Origin of the sequence: Halalkalicoccus tibetensis, from assembly GCF_037996645.1 — an archaeon.
GTDB classification, from domain to species: Archaea; Halobacteriota; Halobacteria; order Halobacteriales; family Halalkalicoccaceae; genus Halalkalicoccus; species Halalkalicoccus tibetensis.
Window position 1 is genome coordinate 801,351 of sequence record NZ_JBBMXV010000001.1, and the last position, 19,160, is coordinate 820,510.

23 protein-coding genes are annotated in these 19,160 nt (G+C 67.7%); 10 read left to right on the plus strand and 13 right to left on the minus strand.

The features are described 5' to 3' along the window. Positions 1 to 88: 88 nt before the first annotated feature. Positions 89 to 445 carry a DUF2209 family protein gene (locus tag WOA58_RS04535; protein ID WP_390220503.1) on the plus strand — a complete coding sequence of 119 codons (357 nt, stop codon included), beginning with the start codon at positions 89 to 91 and terminating at the stop codon, positions 443 to 445. Next, complete coding sequence (hflX, locus tag WOA58_RS04540; protein WP_340602970.1) at positions 442 to 1,734, plus strand: GTPase HflX; 1,293 nt, start codon at positions 442 to 444, stop codon at positions 1,732 to 1,734. Before WOA58_RS04535 ends, hflX begins: the two co-directional genes overlap by 4 nt. A 37-nt stretch (positions 1,735 to 1,771) precedes the next feature. Here hflX and moaC read toward each other — a convergent pair whose 3' ends face one another. Continuing rightward, positions 1,772 to 2,266 (minus strand): cyclic pyranopterin monophosphate synthase MoaC, encoded by a 495-nt coding sequence (gene moaC / locus WOA58_RS04545; RefSeq protein ID WP_340602971.1) that lies wholly within the window; start codon positions 2,264 to 2,266, stop codon positions 1,772 to 1,774. Then, a complete protein-coding gene (locus WOA58_RS04550; protein WP_340602972.1) occupies positions 2,263 to 3,681 on the minus strand; it encodes an NAD(P)H-hydrate epimerase in 1,419 nt (472 codons plus the stop codon). Before WOA58_RS04550 ends, moaC begins: the two co-directional genes overlap by 4 nt. 82 nt (positions 3,682 to 3,763) lie before the next feature. Here WOA58_RS04550 and WOA58_RS04555 point away from each other — a divergent pair, with 82 nt between their 5' ends. Beyond that, positions 3,764 to 4,252, plus strand: coding sequence for a hypothetical protein (locus tag WOA58_RS04555; protein WP_340602973.1), 489 nt, complete (start codon positions 3,764 to 3,766; stop codon positions 4,250 to 4,252). 33 nt (positions 4,253 to 4,285) lie between these two features. Here the strand turns inward: WOA58_RS04555 and WOA58_RS04560 are convergent, their stop codons facing one another. From WOA58_RS04560 to WOA58_RS04570, 3 genes are read right to left on the minus strand one after another with little or no spacing between them, the layout of a single operon-like run. Further along, a complete protein-coding gene (locus tag WOA58_RS04560; RefSeq protein WP_340602974.1) occupies positions 4,286 to 4,567 on the minus strand; it encodes an acylphosphatase in 282 nt (93 codons plus the stop codon). Between the two features lie 42 nt (positions 4,568 to 4,609). After that, entirely contained in the window at positions 4,610 to 5,212 is a 603-nt protein-coding gene (locus WOA58_RS04565; RefSeq protein WP_340602975.1) for a hypothetical protein, read from the minus strand. Between the two features lie 39 nt (positions 5,213 to 5,251). Next, complete coding sequence (locus WOA58_RS04570) at positions 5,252 to 6,142, minus strand: DNA-3-methyladenine glycosylase family protein (RefSeq protein ID WP_340602976.1); 891 nt, start codon at positions 6,140 to 6,142, stop codon at positions 5,252 to 5,254. A gap of 85 nt (positions 6,143 to 6,227) precedes the next feature. Here WOA58_RS04570 and WOA58_RS04575 point away from each other — a divergent pair, with 85 nt between their 5' ends. Next, positions 6,228 to 6,686, plus strand: a complete 459-nt coding sequence (locus WOA58_RS04575; RefSeq protein WP_340602977.1) for a DUF555 domain-containing protein — start codon at positions 6,228 to 6,230, stop codon at positions 6,684 to 6,686. Positions 6,687 to 6,791: 105 nt separating this feature from the next. On the opposite strand, the gene WOA58_RS04580 is transcribed toward WOA58_RS04575, so the two are convergent. From WOA58_RS04580 to WOA58_RS04590, 3 genes are all read right to left on the minus strand, one after another. Then, entirely contained in the window at positions 6,792 to 7,025 is a 234-nt protein-coding gene (locus WOA58_RS04580) for a UPF0058 family protein (protein ID WP_340602978.1), read from the minus strand. A 133-nt stretch (positions 7,026 to 7,158) separates the two neighbouring features. Beyond that, a complete protein-coding gene (locus tag WOA58_RS04585; RefSeq protein WP_340602979.1) occupies positions 7,159 to 8,163 on the minus strand; it encodes a transcription initiation factor IIB in 1,005 nt (334 codons plus the stop codon). Positions 8,164 to 8,394: 231 nt separating this feature from the next. Continuing rightward, positions 8,395 to 8,679, minus strand: a complete 285-nt coding sequence (locus tag WOA58_RS04590) for a DUF357 domain-containing protein (protein ID WP_340602980.1) — start codon at positions 8,677 to 8,679, stop codon at positions 8,395 to 8,397. A 110-nt stretch (positions 8,680 to 8,789) separates the two neighbouring features. Between WOA58_RS04590 and trxB the strand changes: the two genes are divergently transcribed. The 3 genes from trxB to WOA58_RS04605 all read left to right on the plus strand — a co-directional run bounded on the left by trxB (position 8,790) and on the right by WOA58_RS04605 (position 11,873). Continuing rightward, a complete protein-coding gene (gene trxB, locus WOA58_RS04595; protein WP_340602981.1) occupies positions 8,790 to 10,106 on the plus strand; it encodes a thioredoxin-disulfide reductase in 1,317 nt (438 codons plus the stop codon). Between the two features lie 221 nt (positions 10,107 to 10,327). Then, a complete protein-coding gene (locus WOA58_RS04600; RefSeq protein ID WP_340602982.1) occupies positions 10,328 to 11,422 on the plus strand; it encodes an ATP-binding protein in 1,095 nt (364 codons plus the stop codon). Continuing rightward, a complete protein-coding gene (locus tag WOA58_RS04605; protein WP_340602983.1) occupies positions 11,415 to 11,873 on the plus strand; it encodes a response regulator in 459 nt (152 codons plus the stop codon). The genes WOA58_RS04600 and WOA58_RS04605 overlap by 8 nt, the downstream gene beginning before the upstream one ends. 413 nt (positions 11,874 to 12,286) lie before the next feature. Here WOA58_RS04605 and WOA58_RS04610 read toward each other — a convergent pair whose 3' ends face one another. The 3 genes from WOA58_RS04610 to WOA58_RS04620 are packed head-to-tail and all read right to left on the minus strand — an operon-like array spanning position 12,287 to position 15,369. Next, a complete protein-coding gene (locus WOA58_RS04610; RefSeq protein ID WP_340602984.1) occupies positions 12,287 to 12,841 on the minus strand; it encodes a hypothetical protein in 555 nt (184 codons plus the stop codon). Next, on the minus strand, positions 12,838 to 14,172 hold the full coding sequence (locus WOA58_RS04615; protein WP_340602985.1) for an NRAMP family divalent metal transporter: 1,335 nt from the start codon (positions 14,170 to 14,172) through the stop codon (positions 12,838 to 12,840). The genes WOA58_RS04610 and WOA58_RS04615 overlap by 4 nt, the downstream gene beginning before the upstream one ends. A gap of 39 nt (positions 14,173 to 14,211) precedes the next feature. Then, entirely contained in the window at positions 14,212 to 15,369 is a 1,158-nt protein-coding gene (locus WOA58_RS04620) for a mechanosensitive ion channel family protein (RefSeq protein ID WP_340602986.1), read from the minus strand. 393 nt (positions 15,370 to 15,762) lie between these two features. Here WOA58_RS04620 and WOA58_RS04625 point away from each other — a divergent pair, with 393 nt between their 5' ends. From WOA58_RS04625 to WOA58_RS04635, 3 genes are all read left to right on the plus strand, one after another. Next, entirely contained in the window at positions 15,763 to 16,053 is a 291-nt protein-coding gene (locus WOA58_RS04625) for a hypothetical protein (RefSeq protein ID WP_340602987.1), read from the plus strand. 117 nt (positions 16,054 to 16,170) lie between these two features. Next, positions 16,171 to 17,430, plus strand: a complete 1,260-nt coding sequence (gene dinB / locus WOA58_RS04630; protein WP_390220445.1) for a DNA polymerase IV — start codon at positions 16,171 to 16,173, stop codon at positions 17,428 to 17,430. A 33-nt stretch (positions 17,431 to 17,463) separates the two neighbouring features. Further along, complete coding sequence (locus WOA58_RS04635; RefSeq protein ID WP_340602989.1) at positions 17,464 to 17,694, plus strand: Rdx family protein; 231 nt, start codon at positions 17,464 to 17,466, stop codon at positions 17,692 to 17,694. Positions 17,695 to 17,914: 220 nt separating this feature from the next. Here WOA58_RS04635 and tpiA read toward each other — a convergent pair whose 3' ends face one another. Beyond that, entirely contained in the window at positions 17,915 to 18,559 is a 645-nt protein-coding gene (tpiA, locus tag WOA58_RS04640) for a triose-phosphate isomerase (RefSeq protein ID WP_340602990.1), read from the minus strand. Positions 18,560 to 18,605: 46 nt separating this feature from the next. Further along, positions 18,606 to 19,145 carry a multiprotein bridging factor aMBF1 gene (locus WOA58_RS04645; RefSeq protein ID WP_340602991.1) on the minus strand — a complete coding sequence of 180 codons (540 nt, stop codon included), beginning with the start codon at positions 19,143 to 19,145 and terminating at the stop codon, positions 18,606 to 18,608. Between the last annotated feature and the right edge of the window lie 15 nt (positions 19,146 to 19,160).

Consider the following 19,160-nt stretch of genomic DNA (forward strand, 5'->3'; position numbering starts at 1 on the left):
TTGAAGTCCGGCGGGCGCGTAACGCGCGACATGGTGTGGCAACGGGACGGGTCCGGGGTGAAGGCCCGGCGCGGCTGAGGTGGTCGGCATCGACATCAGCGGCCGCCACGAGGAGCGCGGCGAGTATCTCATGGTCGCCGCGGCCGTCGCCGCCCGCGTCGGCTCGAACCGGATCCGCGAGGTCAGGGGGATCGGCTTCGCGACCAGCCGTGCCGATCCGGCGCTCGAACACCTGCTCTCGGTCGTCGAGGGCGCGCTCGGCGCGCTTCCCGAGCCGCCCGCCGGCCCCGTGGTCGCCGAACGCGGCGAGTTCTACGAGGAGCCCGCCAGGGTGATCGGGGCGGCGTTCGGCCCCGAGTTCAAGTACGTCGAGTCGGTCGCCGAGCGCAGAACCGTCGAGATCGCCCACCACGCCGCGTACGCCGCACGAACACTCATACTATGAACACGGTCATCGTCAAACGAGTAGACGAGGGCACCGCCGACACGAGCGAGATCCGGGATCTGGCGCGTGCGGCCGGCTACACCGTCCTCGACGAACTGACACAGACACGCACCGAGGACGCCGCCACCCACATCGGCGAGGGGAAGGTTACGGAGCTGGCTCGCCTGGTCCGCCGGACGGGCGCCGACACCGTGATTTTCGACAACCGGCTCGGGCCCTACCAGATCTACAACATCGGCCAGGAGATGCCCGAGGACGTCGAGGTGATCGACCGCTTCACCCTGATCCTCGACATCTTCGGCCAGCGGGCCCAGACCCGCAAGGCCCAACTCCAGGTCGAGCTCGCCGAGCTTCGCTACGAGCTGCCCCGCGTGGACGCGAAGGTCAGCCTCTCGAAACGCGAGGAACACCCCGGGTTCATGGGGCTCGGCGAGTACGACGAGTCGCGCGAGCGCGACATCAAGTCCCAGATCAGCCGGATCAAGGAGGAGCTGGCCTCGATCGCGAAGACCGAGGAACAGCGGAGGGAGGAGCGCCGCCAGTCGGGGTTCGACCTCGTGGCGCTGGCGGGCTACACGAACGCCGGCAAGTCGACCCTGCTCAGACAGCTCGCGGAGGACCTCGCGGTCGACGAGAACGAGGAGCTCCACCCGGACCTCGACACCACCGCCGAATCGGAGGACCGACTGTTCACCACGTTGGGGACGACCACCCGGCGCGCGGACATGGAACGGGACGTTCTACTCACGGACACGGTGGGGTTCATCAGCGACCTGCCCCACTGGCTGGTCGAGTCCTTCCGGTCGACGCTCGACGAGGTCTACCGGGCGGACCTCGTGTTGCTGGTCGTCGACGTCAACGAGCCCGTCGAGGAGATCCGCGAGAAGCTCGTGACCTGCCACGACACGCTCTACGAGCGAAACGAGGCGCCCATCGTGACGGTGTTGAACAAGACCGACGCCGTGAGCGACGAGGAGCTCGCGGAGAAACGCGAGGCGCTGTCGGCGCTCGCGCCGAACCCCGTCGCCGTCAGCGGGAAGGAGGGGCTGAACGTCGCGGCGCTCGAACAGCGGATCGCGGAGGAGCTGCCGCCGCTGCAGGACGAGCGGCTCGTCCTGCCGATGACCGAGGACACGATGAGCGTCGTCTCGTGGCTCCACGACAACGCCCGCGTCGAGGACGTGACCTACGACGCCGACCAGGTCCTCGTGGAGTTCTCGGCCCGGCCGGACGTGATCGAGCGCTCGCGGGCGAAGGCGGGCGAGCTGTCGATGCCCGAGTCGGCCTGAGTCGGACGTCGATATTCGGGATTGCGCCGCCGTCGTTCTACTCGAGTACCCGTTTCTCCTTCTCGACGACCCGAACGTCCGAGATCCGCGTTCCCGGGTACTGACCTTCCTCGTCCTTCTCGGCGGCCTTCACCATGTCCCAGACGACGTTCAGCCCCGTCGTCACCCCTTCGAGAGCCTCCATCTCGCAGCCGGTCTTCCCGGTGGTCTCGACGCCGACCTCCAGTTCGACGCGGTCCTCGCCGACCTCGAACTCGGTATCGATGTTCGTGATCGGGATCTGGTGGCACATCGGGATCGTCTCCCAGGTGTGTTTGACCGCCTGAATTGCGCCCACGCGAGCCGTCGCGAGCACGTCGCCCTTCTTCGTGTCGTTCTCGCGGATCGCCTCGATCGTCGACTCACTTAGGTGGATCTCCCCGGCGGCGACCGCCCGGCGGGCTGTGTCGGGCTTCGCGCCGACGTCGACCATCCGGGCCTCGCCCGACTCGTCGACGTGGGTCAGATCGCGTTCTTCGTCAGGGTCACTCATCGCTCCCCCCAGATGACGCCGGGAAGCTCGTCGAGCAGGTCGGAAGCCAGCAGGCCGCCCCCCTTCTCGAGACGCTCCGCGGCCCGGCCGTTCGCGTAGGCGGCCGCAGCGGCGGCGTCGAGCGGGTCGCGCTCCCCCATGAACGCGGCGGTGATCCCCGCGAGGGTGTCGCCGGTCCCGCCGACGACCATCCCGGGGGTGCCCCGCGTCGAGATCCGGGTGCGTTCGCCGTCCGAGACGACGTCGGCCTCGGCCTTCGCCATCACCACGTGGCCGAGGTCGGCGGCGAACGCCTCGATCTCGTCGGCCCCTGCCTCCAGATCGTCGAGCTCGGGCCCGCCCATCCCCGCCAGCTCCTTGCGGTTGGGCGTACAGACTAGCGTCGCGTCGGTGTCGACCTCGGGGACGATCGAGAGCGCGTCGGCGTCGACGACCATCGGCCCCTCGAACTCCTCGAGGAACGTTCGCGCCGCGTCGAGGGTCTCGTCCGCGGTGCCCAGACCCGGGCCGAGCACGACCACGTCGTCGTGTTTCGTGGCCGTTTCGATTAGGTCGTCGACCTCGTCGGGGGAGAGTCGGTCGCTGTCGTAGGCCTGAACGATCAGGTCCTCGGCGTAGCCCGCGAGGACGTCGCCGATGGAGTCGGGACAGGCGAGAAAGGACAGCTCCGCGCCCGCGCGAAGCGCCGCCTGTGCCGAGAGGGCGGGCGCGCCCGTGTAGGGACCGCCGCCGATGACGAACACCCGGGTCCCCGCGTCGGGAGCCGGCGTGCCGAGCTCGAGGTCGCCCGGTCCGACGTAGCGCTCGGCGGCCGCGGGGATGCCGATGTCCTCGACCCGGACCTCGCAGTCGAGCTCCGCCAGTCCCAGTTTCCCGTCGTGGAAGGTGACGACGCGATCGGCCTCGACGGCGCTCTCCGGCACGTCGCCCGTGTCGGCGTCCACCCCCGAGGGGACGTCCACCGAGACGACCGTCGCGTCGCAGGCGTTGATCGCGCGGGCCGCGCTCGCCTCGGGCTCGCGCAGCTCGCCGCTGATCCCCGTCCCGAGCATGGCGTCGACGACCACGTCGGGCTCGCCCAGTTCGAGGACGGCCGAGTCGGTGACGCTTTCGCAGGGGTAGCCCGCCTCCTCGAGGGCCTCCCAGTTCTCGCGGGCGATGTCGGTCGAGATGGCTTCGGGCCGCCCCAGCAGCTGGATCGAGAGGTCGTACCCGTCGAGGAATCGGGCGGCGACCAGCGCGTCCCCGCCGTTGTTCCCCCGGCCGGCGACGATCGTGACCGAATCGCCCTCGCTCGCCACCTCGCGGACGACGCGGGCGACGGCGTTGCCGCTCGATTCCATGAGCTGTTTCTGGGGGACGCCGAGCGCCGCGGCGTTGCGGTCGACCGCGCCCATCCGTGCTGTCGTGATCATACCCGGGCTTCGGCCGGGCGGCCGTTGAAGATTGCGGACGACGGGGCGATACCCTGATTTCCGCGCGGACCAACGGGGAGGCGTGAACGTCTTCTGGCTCGACGAGGACCCGCGGCTCGCCGCGCGCTATCACTGCGACCAGCACGTGAACAAGATGCTGCTGGAGGCCGCCCAAGTGCTCTGTACGGCGGCGAGGGAGAACGGCTACGAGGCGGAGTTCCTCTATACGTCGACCCACACCGGCCACCCGATCACGAGATGGGCCGGCGAGTCGCGGGCCAACTGGCTGCGCCTGCGCGAGCACACGGCGGCGCTCAACGCCGAGTTCACGGAGCGCTACGGCCACGACGACGATCACGCCAGCTGGGCGGTGATCGAGCGGATCGACCCCGAGGCGATCGCGTTTCCCTCGACGGAGCCGACCCCGCGCCCGCAGGCGATGCCCGACGAGTACAGGCGCGAGGACCCCGTCGAGGCCTACCGGGCGTACTACGCGGGCGAGAAGGCCGCGTGGGGCGAGTGGAACCACACCGACGAGCCGCCGTGGCTCGCCGAACGGCTCCCCGAGTGACTCGCGGGCCGGTTCGATCCCGTGGTCCCGGCGCTACCGCCGGATCTCGAAGCCCTCGATCCCCTCGGGCTCGCCGTACTCGACCTCGACGTCCTCGACCTGCGCGGCCGAGGAGCCCTCGTGACACCAGCCGACCATCGCCTCGACGTCCTCCTCGCTCCCCTCGAAAACCGCCTCGACGCGGCCGTCGTCGAGGTTCTTCACCCAGCCCGAAACGCCGTGCTCGCGGGCGGTGTCGCGGGTGGTCGCGCGGTAGTAGACCCCCTGGACGGTGCCGGAGACGAGGACGTGTGCGCGCGTTCGGTTCGAACTCATGGTTTCGGATGTGCGTCCAGCGGTAAAAATTCCCACGACCGACTACGATCGCCGGGCACTGACCCGGCGTTTGAGCCCGCTGGCCCACTTCTCGAACTGCTCGGCGCCGCCGTTGATCCGCTCGCTCGCGTTGTAGAGGTGGGTGAGATACCAGGGTTTCCGCCAGTAGAGCGACTCGACCTCGAAGGGGATGCCGTCGGGATATCGCTCGCTCTCGTAGTTCCGGAGGAGCTCGCGGGTCATCCCGACGCCCTTCTCGGGGCTGCAGTCGGTCGCCGAGTAGTGTTTGATCGGGTGGGTGTACCACGAGTACTCCCAGTGGGCGTAGGCCTCGACGCTGTCGCCGACGTCGTGGAGGATGACGTGCAGCTGCCAGTCGGCGAGCGGGGACTCGCGCCAGGCCCACGAGCCGTCCGAGACGTTGCCGTCGACCCGGACCTTCAGCGACGAGACGACGTTCCGCCGGAAGCCCGCCGCCGCGAGCAGCTGTTCGAGTTCCGACTGGGGAAGGTCGATGGTCCCGACGTACTCCTCCTCGGTGTTGTCGGTCATCGCGTAGCCTCCGAACGCCCAGTTACAGAGCCGGTGGATCGGCGGCTTGACCGTCCTGCGGGCGCCGTTCAGGAGGTTCGGTGCTGAACCCATCGTCCGTAATTGGGGCTCGGCGCCTATAGCCTTTCATTCTCAGGGTGCCTCCGCCGTCCCGGCCGTCCGGAGGTGGTGGAAGACGTAGGTCTGTGCGTAGCCGGCGTACTCCCCGCCCAAACGCTCGCGGATCGCCCGCGAAGTCGCGGCGTAGGAGCCCCGGTCGCAGTCGGGGAAGTGGTCCTCGATCGCCGAGCGGATCCAGGTGTCGAGCGGGACGGCCTCCAGGTAGCCGAGCGAGAACAGCAGGACGCAGTCGGCGACTTTGTTCCCGACGCCGACGAACCGCGTCAGACTCTCGCGGGCGTCCTCGTAGTCCATGCCGAGCGCCTCCTCCGGGTGGGCCTCCCCCTCGGCGACCATCTCCGCCGTCTCCTTGACGTAGGGCGCGCGGTAGCCGAGCGAGCACTCGCGCAGTTCCTCGACGCTCGCGCCCGCGAGCTGTTCGGGCGTCGGGAACGCGTGGTAGGTCTCGCCCTCGATCTCGTGGGTAGTGCCGAAGCGCTCGGCCAGCGTTACCTGCATCCCGTGGATCCGCGAGACCCGCATCTGGGCCGAGCAGATGAAGGAGATCAGACACGGGAAGGCGGGATCGTCGACGATCCGCAGCCCGCGGTGGGCGGCGTACGCCTCGCGAAGGAGCGGGTCGTCGGGGCCGTTCGCGACGATCGCGTCGAGGTCGTCGTCGAGCCTGAGCAGTTCGCGCAGGTAGGGTTCGGCGTCGGTCGTCGCCTCCCACTCGAGGGCCGCTTCGGCCTGGCGCACCCGGAGGAACTCCCCGTCGACGATCGTGTAGTAGCGTCCGTCGGGGGCGTTCTCGTACATCCGGCCGTCCTCGCGGCGCCAGTGGTACGACTGGCCGCTCTCGAGCGTCGATCGGAGATCGAGGCCGCCCGGACACGCGTCGAGAGGGATCGCACCACGTTCCATGGATCGTCGGTCGGAGGGGGCGCGCTTGTGGGTTTCGACTCGCGGGCAACATTCATACCGCTGGCTCGTGATGTTCACAGTGACCATGGACTGTCGCGTTGTCGTCGAGGCTGCCGTCCCGGTGTACGACGTCTCTACACCCGACGAAGCCGTGCGGATCGCCATCTCCAAGACGGGCGAGATGCTCAACCCCGACCTCAACTACGTCGAGATCTCGATGGGAACGCGTACCTCCCCGAGCGGCGAGGAGCTCGAACCCGCCTTCATCGTCGCCGACGAGGCGCTCGTCGCCCTCGAGCTCGAGATGGACGTCTTCAACGTCGAGCGCGAGGAACACGCCTCGCGGATCGCCCGCAAGGAGATCGGCCAGCGGCTGCGGAACATCCCGCTCGACGTCCTCACGGTCGAGGTCCTCGAAGACGACGAGGAGGAGGACGGTGACGACGAGGGTGACGAGGACCGGGAGACGACCGAAAACGCGAGCGACGACGCGACTGACGAGGAGGACGACGTGCTGCCGGAGTTCGACGACCTGCTGGAGTGACGCCGCGACGGCCCACGAACACAGCGTTTCTCGCGTGATCCGGGTGCTCGGACCGAGCGGCCGCTTCGCTGGCGAAGTTCGAGCGATCGGGGAGAAGGTCGACGTTCAGTCAGCCTGCGGCGTGACTGCTTCCTGCGACTCCGTGTCGATGTCGCTGGTGATTCCGGTGGCGATCGCGAACACCGCGGCCTTGTGGTCGGTCTTCGACTTGTGGATCGACGTCGGTCGTACGCCCAGCGAATCGTACTCCTCGAAATCCGGTTCCCCCGCGTTTTGCTCGTAGTGGTTCGAAACCTCTGCCAGCAGGCCGTGAAGGTGGATGAGCTCCTGCTTTTTCATGAGCACTCTTGGGTTACGGTTGCAGGGTTATATTAGTATCCTGAGTTTCATTGACACACGTAGCCGGACTGACACCACTCGGGGGAAGATCGCCCCTCCCGAGTCATCGGCGTCGGGCCCGAAATCTCCACGATCAGTCGGCGGGCTCGGCGTTCGCGATGCCCGCAGCGGGGTTCGTGTCGTCCGCCTGAAGCAGCTCCTTGTAGCGGTTCCTGATGGTCACCTCGCTGATGTTCGCGACCTCGCTGACCTCGGCCTGCGTGACCTTCTCGTTGGTCAGCAGCGCGGCGGCGTAGACCGCGGCCGCGGCGAGGCCCACCGGCGACTTCCCGCTGTGGATGCCGGCCTGTTTCGCGTTCGAGAGCAGCTCCCGGGCGCGGTGTTCGGCCTCGTCCGAGAGCTCGAGGTCCGAGGCGAACCGGGGGACGTAGCTCTCGGGGTCGGCGGGCTGGACCTCGAGACCCAGCTCGCGGACCACGTAGCGGTACGTCCGGGTGAGCTCCATCCGGTCGATCCGCGAGACCTGGACGATCTCGTCGAGGCTGCGTGGCGTGCCGGCCTGGCGCGCGGCGGCGTAGAGGCTCGCGGTGGCGACGCCCTCGATCGAGCGCCCCGGCAGCAGGTCGTCCTCGAGCGCCCGGCGGTAGATCACCGAGGCGGTCTCCCGGACGTTCTTCGGGAGCCCCAGCGCCGAGGACATCCGGTCGATCTCGCCGAGCGCCTGTTTGAGGTTTCGCTCCTTGGAGTTGCGCGTGCGGAAGCGCTCGTTCCAGGTGCGGAGGCGCTGCATCTTCTGGCGCTGGCGGTTCGAGAGCGTGTTGCCGTAGGCGTCCTTGTTCTGCCAGCCGATGTTCGTGCTGAGCCCCTTGTCGTGCATCATGTTGGTCGTGGGGGCGCCGACCCGGCTCTTCTCGTCGCGCTCCGAGGAGTCGAACGCGCGCCATTCGGGCCCGCGGTCGATCTCGTTCTCCTCGACGACGAGCCCACAGTCCGCACAGACGGTCTCGCCGTGTTCGGTGTCCGTCTGGAGCCGGCCACCACACTCGGGGCAGGTGAGCTCCGACTCCTGTTCGTTCTCCTCAGTCTCTTCCCGCTCCGTTTCCGTGACCGACTCGTCAGTGAATGTTCGTTGTCTCATTGGTGTCTCGTATGACCGCGAGAGTGCTCTCCGGCGGGAAACCCTTTGAAAGAAACCCGGAGGACTCGTTGCTTCCTAACTCTATGTAACACCGAAAGATACTTAAATGCTTCGCATGGACTTTTGGTGATCGATCATGACGTATACTACCGGGAACCCGCCGGAGACGGTATCTCGCGGCCGTTTCCGTTCGCCGACATCGGTCGCGGATCGAACAGCAGTGGGGAACGGCTAAACGGTGAACAGGTGGCCCTCGCGCGGGACGTCGAGGACCCCGATCCGGGCACCCGCGTCGAGCCAGCCGTGGCCATAAGAGAACGATGCCAGCGCGTTCACGGCGTCCCCCTGCTCGCGGAAATGCCGTCCGTCCGCTAGGTAGGACTCGGCCATTTCGAGACACTCCTCGGCGCTCCGTTCGTGGGTCGTTCCGTCCGTATCGGCGGGCTCCGCGGCCGCGAGCGCCTCGGCGAGCAGGCGCTCGTAGCGGTCGGTCTTCTCCTCCAGGTCGGCGGGCATGGCTCACCGGTCGTCCGAGCGACGCCTAAGGGCTTCGCACGCCGTCCGACGTAGCGGCCAACGCTGCACGGAGGACGCAAGGTAAATACCGCGCGCCCGTAACGTCCCCCATGAGCGACGAGCCACGGGTCGAGATCTACACCAAGACCGACTGTCCGTACTGCGAGATGGCCAAGGACCTCTTCGACGCGAAGGGCGTCGACTACGAGCTCTACAACGTCTCGGAGGACGAGGCGCTGTTCGAGGAGATGGTCGAGCGCGCCGAGGGTCGCAAGACCGCCCCGGAGGTGTTCGTCGACGACGAGCTGATCGGCGGCTGGGACGAGACCAGCGCGCTCGAGGAGACCGGCGAGCTCGACGAGATGCTCGGCATCGAGACCGGCGAGGAGGAGGCCCACCGCCGGCTCGTGATCGCCGGCAGCGGGATCGCCGGCCTGACGGCCGCGATCTACGCCGCCCGGTCGAACAACGAGCCGCTGGTGATCGAGGGCACCGAACCCGGCGGCCAGCTCACCCTCACCACGGACGTCGCCAACTACCCCGGATTCCCGGAGGGGATCGGCGGGCCGGAGCTGATCAACAACATGAAGGAACAGGCGACGCAGTTCGGCGCCGACGTGATCAACGGCGTCATCGAGGAGGTCGACGACTCGACGCGGCCCTACGAGGTACGCATGAAGAACGGCGACGTCTACACCGCCGACGCAGTCATCGCAGCAAGCGGCGCGAGCGCCCGAACCCTCGGAATCCCCGGCGAGGACGAGATGATGGGCTACGGGGTCTCGACCTGTGCAACCTGTGACGGCGCGTTCTTCCGGGGCGAGGAGATGGTCGTCGTCGGCGGCGGCGACGCCGCCATGGAGGAGGCGACCTTCCTCACGAAGTTCGCCGAGAAGGTCTATCTGGTTCATCGCCGCGAGGAGTTCCGCGCGGAGGACTACTGGGTCGACCGCATCGGCGAGGAGGTCGAGGCGGGCAACGTCGAGATCCTCACGAACACCGAGGTCACCGAGATCGACGGCACGCCCGACGGCGGCGTCGACCACGTCTCGCTGGCCACCCATCCCGAAGGCCACCCGAAGGACAGGCTCGACGAGCCCGAGACCGAGGAGTACGACCTCGACGTCGGCGCGTTCTTCATCGCCATCGGCCACACTCCCAACACCGAGTACCTCGAGAACACGGGCGTCGAGATGGACGCCGACGGCTACCTGAAGACCCACGGCGGCACGGGCGGCGGCCAGACGGAAACCGACGTCCCCGGGATCTTCGGCGCGGGCGACGTCGTCGACTACCACTACCAGCAGGCCGTGACGGCCGCCGGCATGGGCTGTAAGGCCGCGATCGACGCCGACGAGTACCTCGAGGGCGAAGAACGCGAGGCCGCGGCCGCCGCCGAACCCGCGCTCGCGGAATCGGACGACTAACCCGGCTCGGCTCCGCTCCGTTTGCGCCTCGCATAGAACACATCGTTCAACGAGGGCTTTCATACAGCTGCCTCCGGGCGCCTTCCTATCGTAATTGCGGTGTATTATACATTAAATTAAATATACATATTCAGGCATATTTATGGCGGTACGTTTTGTCGTTGGTGGTGATGGTTTCCTTGAGACAGTTCGCGTCCGCCGACGTGTGGAGGGGCGTCATCATGGCTTTCGGGGGAGTGTATATCGTTGCTGGCGGGCTGACGTACGTATGGAACGTCTGGTACGTACCGTTCTGGCAGACCCCGCTGAATTATCTCCTGCTGATCTGCCCCGGTCTCTTCCTCCTGTATAACGGATATCGATTGTCACGGACTGAGGTCCCTCCCGAGTTCTACCCGACCATCGCCCTCTGGTGTCTCGGCGGATGTGGGGTGATGGTCGGTCTCCTCGCTCTCTATCATCTCCAGCCCGGGACCAGCATCTCTACGTCCACCCCGGTGGCCCCCATCCTCACGGCACTCAGCAGCGTCGCCGGCTACGGTGCGGGCATTCACAACGCACGGGCCAAGGAGCTACAGCGAACCCGAGAGCGGCTCGATACCACGGTCGAACAACTACAAACGTCCAACGAGCGTCTCGAACAGTTCGCCTACGCGGCCTCCCACGACCTGCAAGAGCCGCTGCGGATGATCTCGAGCTACCTGCGGCTCCTCGAGCGCCGATCCGACGACAAGCTCGACGAGGAGGGCCGGGAGTATCTCGAGATCGTGGTCGACAGCGCCGACCGAATGACCGCGATGGTCGACGGCCTGCTGCGGTACTCGCGAGTGGCGTCGAGCGACGAGGGGTTCGAGCCGGTCGACCTCGAGGAGGTGCTGGCGAACGTGCGAAACGATCTCCGGATGAAAATCGAGGACACCGATACCGAGATCGCGGCGGAACCGCTTCCCATCGTCGAGGGTGAGAAAGATCAGCTCCAGCAGGTGTTCCAGAATCTGCTGAAAAACGCGATCGAGTACAGCGGTTCAGGGCCGCCACAGATCCACGTTTCCGCCGAGCCGGACGGACCGATGTGGATCATCACCGTTCGCGACGAGGGGATCGGCATCGATCCCGTCGACGCCGACTCCGTCTTCGAGCTGTTTCAGCGGGGCCCCAACGGGACCGACCACACTGGATCGGGCATCGGGCTTGCGCTCTGCGAGCAGATCGTCGAGCGCCACGGCGGCGAGATCTGGGTCGACTCCGAACTCGGCGAGGGGTCGGCGTTTTCGTTCACGTTGCCGGCGGCGCCCGAGGGGGATCACGATGCGTAACGGAGAGGCGTTCGAGCCGGCGGATATCCTGCTTGTCGAGGACAATTACGGTGACGTCAAGCTCACGAAGGAAGCGTTCAAGGAGGGACGGATCGCGAACACGCTCCACGTCGTCGGCGACGGCGTCGAAGCGCTCGACTTCCTGTTTCAACGAAACGAGTACGCCGACGCCCCTCGTCCGGATTTCGTCCTGTTGGATCTCGACCTGCCACGCAAGACCGGCGACGAGGTGCTCGAGGAGCTCCGCGCCGACCCGGACCGGAAGGAGATTCCCGTCATCGTTCTCACGGGGTCGAAAGCCCAGGAGGACGTCGTCAGATCGTACGAACTCGCTGCGAACGCCTACCTCACGAAGCCGGTCGATCCCGGGGAGTTCATCGACACGATCCTCTCGACCGAACAGTACTGGCTTTCGATCGTCCGGTTACCGACTGATCCTGATCTCGAGTGACGGACACACGGCGTTTCGTTTGAGGAACGGAACTCTATACGGCTAGTTCACCGGTCGTGCGGGAGCGCCACTCCCCGCTGAGCGACGTACAGCCCGATCCCACAGCCGATGGCGCCCGGAACGTACGACAGCCACCGGAGCCCGTTCCCAGAGGATCGCCTCGAAGAACACGATGGCGAGGTAGGCGAAAACGATCCAGAGGACCAGACCAGGAAGGTGGGTGCGAAGTGCCGATAGCACTGCCATCGTCCGCTCCGAGGCGGTCCCCCCCGTATATGCGTGCTGGTCGTTCGCGGTTTCTGTCCGTCTCCCGCTCGTCTTCGGCCTGCTCTTCTCCGTCCCGTTCGTCAGCGAGATCACTCTCGCGCCGCTCGAACGGACGGTGGGCGTGTTGCCCGCGCTCGCGCACTCCACTAGTCCTCGTCCGCGAGCCGCTCGTGGGTGTCGGCCCACGCCTCCAATTGCCGTCTCGAATCGCACTCCCGGCGCGAGATCGGGTCGTCGGACCCCAGTTCGTCGCCCGCGAAGGCGTTCATCACGACGAGTTCGGCGCCCTCGCAGGCGGCGAGCAACGCCTCTACGTCGCCGGCGTGTTGGAAGGGGATCGTCGCGTCGTTGACGAACACCGCTCTCGCGGAGGGCATCGACTCGATGAGTTCCATCCCCCCGCGGGCGTTCTTCCGGGCGAGTTCGTGTGCCTCCTCCTCCGTCTCGCCCTCGGCCCGCGGGGCGTTCGCGTCAAGCGTGCCGACCCACGCCTCCTCCGGGAGGCCGGTGAAACGCGACAGGCGCCCGCCGAGCAGGACCCCGTCGCGTTCGATCTCGGGGGCGAACTCGAGGACCGCCACGCCCTCGGCCCCGTTCTCCAGGACCCATCGTTCGAGTGCTCGCGCGGTCAGTCGGGTCTTGCCGGCGTTCGAGGGGCCGGTGATCAGGAGCCGGCCCGCCGTCGGGAGAGGCGGGCTCATGTCTCCGCCGGAGCGGACTGCCACGCGACCCGGGCGAACCGGAGGAGCAACAGCGCGGTCGCGAGCCCCATCCCGGCGGCGAAGAGGACGGCGAACGCCGAGAAGGGGTCGGTGATCGCGGCGGCCTGTTCGCGGACGAACGTGCCCGCGGTGACGACCGCGACGCCGAGCAGCGCCAGTCCGGCGAGGTTCACGGGCACGGAAAGGGTTTCGTCGACCACCGCGGGGTCGTTCAGCAGGTAGAGCACGAGCACGATCGCGAAGGGCGTCCCGACGAGCCCGAACGCGAGGACGAGCACCAGAAGCGAGAAGAAGGAGCCCTCGAGGAAGGCCCCGCCCGCGGAGGCCAGCGCGACACAGACCACCAGCGCGCGATAACGCGGGTCCTCGATCGACCCCTCCCAGCCGAGCTTGTCGGCGACGGCGTAGGGGGGAACGACGGTGTTGCCCCCGAGCGTCGAGAGCGCGGCCCCGAGCAGGCCAAGCAGGAACAGCCAGGTCGCGTACTCGCCGACGGTCGGCGCGAGCGCCTGGGCGGCGCCGATCTCGGTGATCGTCTCGGCGTCGACCCCCGGCGTGTGGAGCACGCTCGCGGCGACGAGGAAGATCGCGAGGCCGTAGATCCCGAAGGCGACGAGCATCGAACTGGCGATGTCGAAGCGGACGAGCCCGCGTTCCTCGCGCCCCCAGCCCCGCGCGCGCATCGTGTAGCTCTGCATCACCAGCAGGGTGACGTGGACGGCACCCCCGAGGACGCCGGCGGCGACCAGCGCGCCCGACAGGCCCTCGGGGATCCGCGGGGCGAGCCCGCCGGCGGCCGCGGTCGGATCGATCGGGACGACGACGGCCGTCGCGACGAACACTAACACGACCAGCGAGACGAGCAGCTTCGCGCCCAGCTCGGCGAAGCGATAGCCGCCGCTCGCGAGCCCGACCGCGAGCACGACGGCCCAGACGACCGCCCAGAGACGCGCGTCGATGCCGGTCAGCAGCTCGCTCACGTTCGCGGCAGTCTGCATGATCACCAGCTGGGCGAGCCCCGCCGCGAGCACCACGTCGATCACGAGCACCCACGCCCAGCCCTCGCCGAGACGGGTCTCGACGACCGAGACGAGCCCCTCCTCGGTGAGGTAGCCGAGCCGGGCGGCGAGATACTGGCCGAGCGCGCCCAACAGGGCCGCCAGGACCACGACCCACAGTAGCGTGTAGCCGTAGCCCGCCCCCGCGGTCAGCAGGCTTGCCATCGTCGCCGGTCCCGCGGCGACCGCGCCCGCGAGCCACGTCGGCCCCATCCGTCCCGCGTATTCACGTACCCGACTGCCGTCGCTCATCACGCCCGCTTTCGGTTCCGGCTATATAACCGCGTGGTATCAATCGTTCTCGACCTCGGGCGGCTGCTCCCGTGGCCCGTCGCCGTCGATCGGGAACCCCTCGCCGCGGGCGGACTGGACGCGCTGTGGGTAGGGGATGGTGATCCCCTCGCGGTCGAACGCCTCCTTGATCGCCTCGATCGCGTCGGTCCGGGCATCCCACTCGCGGCGCCTGGTCGGATCGCCGATCCAGACCCGCAGCTCGAGCAGGATCGACGAGTCGGCGAAACGCTTTGCGACCACCTCCGGGTCGGGCGAGGACTTGATGGAATCGAGCCCCTCGACCGCCTCGACGGCGACCCGACGGGCGCGGTTGACGTCGGTGTCGTAGTCGATGCCGACCTCGATCTCGACGCGGAGCTGGTTGTTCCGCGAGAGGTTCGTGAGGTCGCTCTCGGTGATGATGTCGTTGGGCACCAGGACGTGCTCGTCGCTGAAAGTCTGGATCTTCGTGTTGAAGATCGTCACGTCCTTGACGATCCCCGAGTGGTCCTTGATCTGGATCCAGTCGCCGACACGGAAGGGACGCGAGAACAGCAGGACGAACCCGGCGAGCATCGCCGCGAGCGTCTCGCGGGCCGCCAAACCGACGATGGCGGTGATCGCGCCCGCGCCGATGAAGATGTTCGTCAGGTCGACCCCCCAGACGGTGAGGATCACGGTCCCGGCGGCGAGGGCGATCCCGACGTCGGCGACGTGGTAGGCGACCTCGCTCTGATGTCTGGTTACCGAGGAGGTCTGCTGGAGCTTGTCGATCGACCGGTTGACGAACCGTATCAGGAGGTACGCGATCAGCACCACCGCGACGGTCACGAGCTGCTGGATGACCGTCCAACGATCGATCACGACCGCATCGACGATCACCTCGAGGAAGAACGTGACCTGCCAGATGACGCTGAACGCGTACACGCCCGCCGCGATGACGAACAGCAGCCACACGATCCGGCCGACCTCGCCGATATGCCGGCCGTAGCGATCCATCAGACGAGCCTCCAACCGACGTCCGGACTTGAGCGAGAGGACGACCAGCGCGACCAGAAGCATCGTCGCGAACAGCTGCGCTCCCGGTGTGTTCAGATACGCCTGTTGGATCTCGGGGACCGGATCGGGCCGGAGCGTCACGGGGACGCCACCCGTCGTGGCGAGATCAGCACACATCTCTCGGTAGGGCCACGTAGGTTAACGGTACTGATAGGTTTTAACGTTCACCCGGCACCTGCCGTTCGGGGACCGACCCGAACGAGAGGATCTGCCGACGATACCGGCTCGTACCGGCCCGAAACAGCCCTCTGACCGATCCGCGCTCGACGCCGAACGACGAACGGTGCTGGTGGACTCCGCGACGGCCGGGACCGAACCTCTCGGGAGGGAGGAACGATCCTCACCACACATATCAATAGATTTAATACATGTCCAATCAACAGAATGATATACACGAGGTGCCGATCCGGACGACCCCGACTCCCCAGAACGTGCTCCTGCTCGCCCCGACGACGATACCTCCGATTAACACCTCCATAACCTTACCTGTCCAAATCGACATGTTCGGGTATGTCGGAACAGCAGCGATCCGGCACGGACGACGCACAGCGCGACGAACCGCCCGCGGAGGGGAGCGCGACCGCGTTCTTCGCACGCGGGATCGTCAGGATGGGGCTCGTCGTTCTGGGCACCGTCCTGTTGTTGTTCGCGCTCGGGCAGGCGTTCGGTCTCGACCTGCTCGGCATGGTGGCCGACTTCCTCGCGACGCAGACGGGGCAGTGGCTCGCCGTCGCGTTCTTCGCGCTCGTGTTGATCGGCGTCGCCGCGGGTGGCTGGCGCTCCCGGCGCCCGCCCGCCTGACGCACGCGCTCGCTTCCGGCATACCCGCGTTTTATCGGCCCCACTCGTCCGGTACCGGGCGATCACGACCACACCGTAGCCGCGGCGCTTAACACCGCCCGCCCCGCAGTACCCATGATGGGAGCGCGGCTGCCCGGCGTCGAGTCGGAGGACCGGATCGTCGCCCACGCCGACATGGACTGCTTCTACGCGTCCTGCGAGCGCCTCCGCGAGCCCGCGCTCCGGGGCGAGCCGCTGGTCGTTGGCATGGGCTACGAGCCCGGCGAGACGGTCGGCGCCGTCGCGACCGCGAGCTACGAGGCCCGCGCGTTCGGCGTCGAGAGCGCCCAGGCGATCACCGAGGCGCTCGAACGCCTCCCCCGGAAACGGGTCGCCGCGACCGACCCCGATCTCGACGTCGAGGCGGCGGGGTTCTACCGGCCCGTCGACATGGCCTTCTACGAGTCGGTCAGCGAGGAGGTCCGGGAGATCCTCCACGCCCACGCGGGCACCGTCCGCGAGGTCAGCATCGACGAGGCGTACCTCGACGTCACCGAGGAAACGACCTGGGACGAGGCCGAGGACTTCGCCCGCGGGATCAAGGACCGGATCGAGCGCGAGGTCGGCGTGGTCGCGAGCATCGGAGTCGCCCCGAACATGAGCACCGCGAAGATCGCGAGCGACGCCGAGAAGCCCGACGGGCTGGTCGTCGTCGAGCCCGAGGCGGTCCGGGAGTTCCTCGCGCCCGTCCCCGTCGAGGACCTCCACGGTGTGGGTCCCGTCACCGCCCGCACCCTTCGCGATCGTGGGATCGAAACCGCGGGCCACCTCGCGGGCGCCGAGCGCCACGCCCTGGTCTCGGAGTTCGGCGAGCGCGGCGCGGACCTCTACGACCGGGCCCGTGGGGTGGACGACCGGGTGGTGACCCCGAAGGGGAGACCGAAGAGTCTCTCGCGCGAGTCGGCGTTCGCCGATCCGACCGGCGACCTCGGGGCGGTCGAGGAGCGGGCCCTGACGCTCGCGGCGGCCGTCTCCGAGCGGGCCATCCGGAAGGACGCGCTCTACCGTACCATCGGAATCAAGGTCGTCACCCCGCCGTTCGACGTGAACACGCGCGCCCGGTCGCTTCCCGGGCCGGTGGACGACCCCGAGCTCGTCGGGCGGGTCGTCCGCGAGCTGCTCTCCGAGTTCGAGGGCGAGCGGGTGCGGAAGGTCGGCGTGCGCGTCTCGAACCTCGAGTTCGGCTCGGCGGCCCAGGCCAGCCTCGACGGCTGGGCCGGGAGCGAGGACGTCGTCGACGGGTCCAGTTCCGAGGGCGAGGAGGACGGGCCCGAGGCGGAGTCGAGCACCGACCGCGCCGAGGGCTCCGGGCAGGCCTCCCTCTCGCAGTTCGAGTGAGGGTTTATCAGCGAGCCGTCCCTACCGCCGTGTATGACCACCGTCGAGATCGAGTACTGCGTTCCGTGTGGCTTCCTCGAACGCGCCGAGGCCGTCCAGCACGCCCTGCTCACGAACTTCGGCGAGGAGATCGACGAGCTGACCCTGATCACCGGCGACCACGGGATCTTCGAGGTCCGGGTCGACGGGGAGGTCGTCTTCGAGAAGGAGGAGGACGAGTACGACGTCGACGACATCACGCGGGACGTCCGCGCCTACGTCTAAACGAAAGCCCTCACTCGGTCCCGAGAAACGCTCCGCGTTTCTCGTGTGCCAGCAAAATCGCTTCGCGATTTTTGAGACCGCCAGGCCCGCCAACGTGCGATTCCGATCGGAATCGCTCGCCAAGGACGCCTTCCCCGCCCCGCGAACGGGGTCGTCACGTTCGGCGACCCCGTTCGCGCCGTCCGCCGCACTGAACGGCGATCCGTAGAACTGTATCCGTCTACAGCGGCTCGACCAGGTCCTCGAGCGCCGCCCGCGGGTCGTCGGCCTTCGCGACGCCGCTCGCGAGCAGCACACCCTTGGCACCCAGCTCCTCGGCGGCGGCCAGGTCCTCGCCGGTGCTGATGCCGGCGCCACAGAGCACTTCCACCGACTCGTCGACGGCTTCTGCGGCCGCGACCGCGTCGGTGACGATGTCGGGATCGGCCTGGCTGACGGGAGTACCGGAGCCGATGAGCTCGGGCGGCTCGACCGCGACGGCGTCGGGGCCGAGCGCGGCGACGGCCTTCACCTGTTCGGGATTGTTGGCACAGACGACGGTTTCGAGGCCGGCCCGTTCGGCGGCCCCGATCCCGGCGTCGATATCGGCGAGCTTCAGGCGCTTCTCCGAGTGGTTGATCATCGTGCCCGTCGCGCCCGCCTCCGCGAGCGACTCGGCGAGCGCGCTGCCGGTGTGACTGCCGGTCTCGTTGCCGTCGGTGTGCTGGGCCCACGTCTCGACGCCCGTCTTGGCGACCGACTCCAGTCGGGCGGTCTGGGGTGCGACGGCGATGCGAACCCCCGAGCTCTCGCTCACTTCGTGGGCTGCCTCTGCGATCTCGACGGGGTCACACGGGTAGGCCTTGCAGTTGACCAGAACGAACATGGCTCGCCCTCGGGCGGGGCGGCTAAAGAGTCTTCCCGATCAGCGATCAGGAGTCCTTGCGGGTGACGACGTCGCCCAGCGTGTAGCTCCCTGTAGAAGAACCACCCTCCCACTCGGTGTCGTCGTCGCTGACGCCCTCCGAGAGGGTGATGTCGAGCTTGCGCTCGAGCTTCGTCTGGACCGAGTCGCTGGGCAGCATGTCGCCGCGCTCGAGCTTGCGGATCAGGCTGGCCTTCTCGTTGAGCTCGCCCGCCAGATCCTCCTGGCTCAGGCCGGCCGACTCGCGGGCCTGGCGGATGCGCTGGTCGTAGTCGGAGGCGATCTCCTCCATCTCGTCGAACATGTCGCTCCGACGGCGGCTGGACCCGCCCGAGGAGCCCGACGACCCCGACCCGCTGTCGCCGCCCGAGTCCGACGTGCCCGACGAGGAGGACGTCGAGTACTTCGTGGAGCCCGACGAGGCGTCCTGCGTGCGGACCTCCGTCCCGAACTCCGAACAGGAATCGCAGACGTCGAGTTCAGCGCCCTCGATCTTGATCGTCGTCGGTGTGGAGGTATCGGTGCCACACATCTCACACTGAACCATACCCGCCCTTACCGG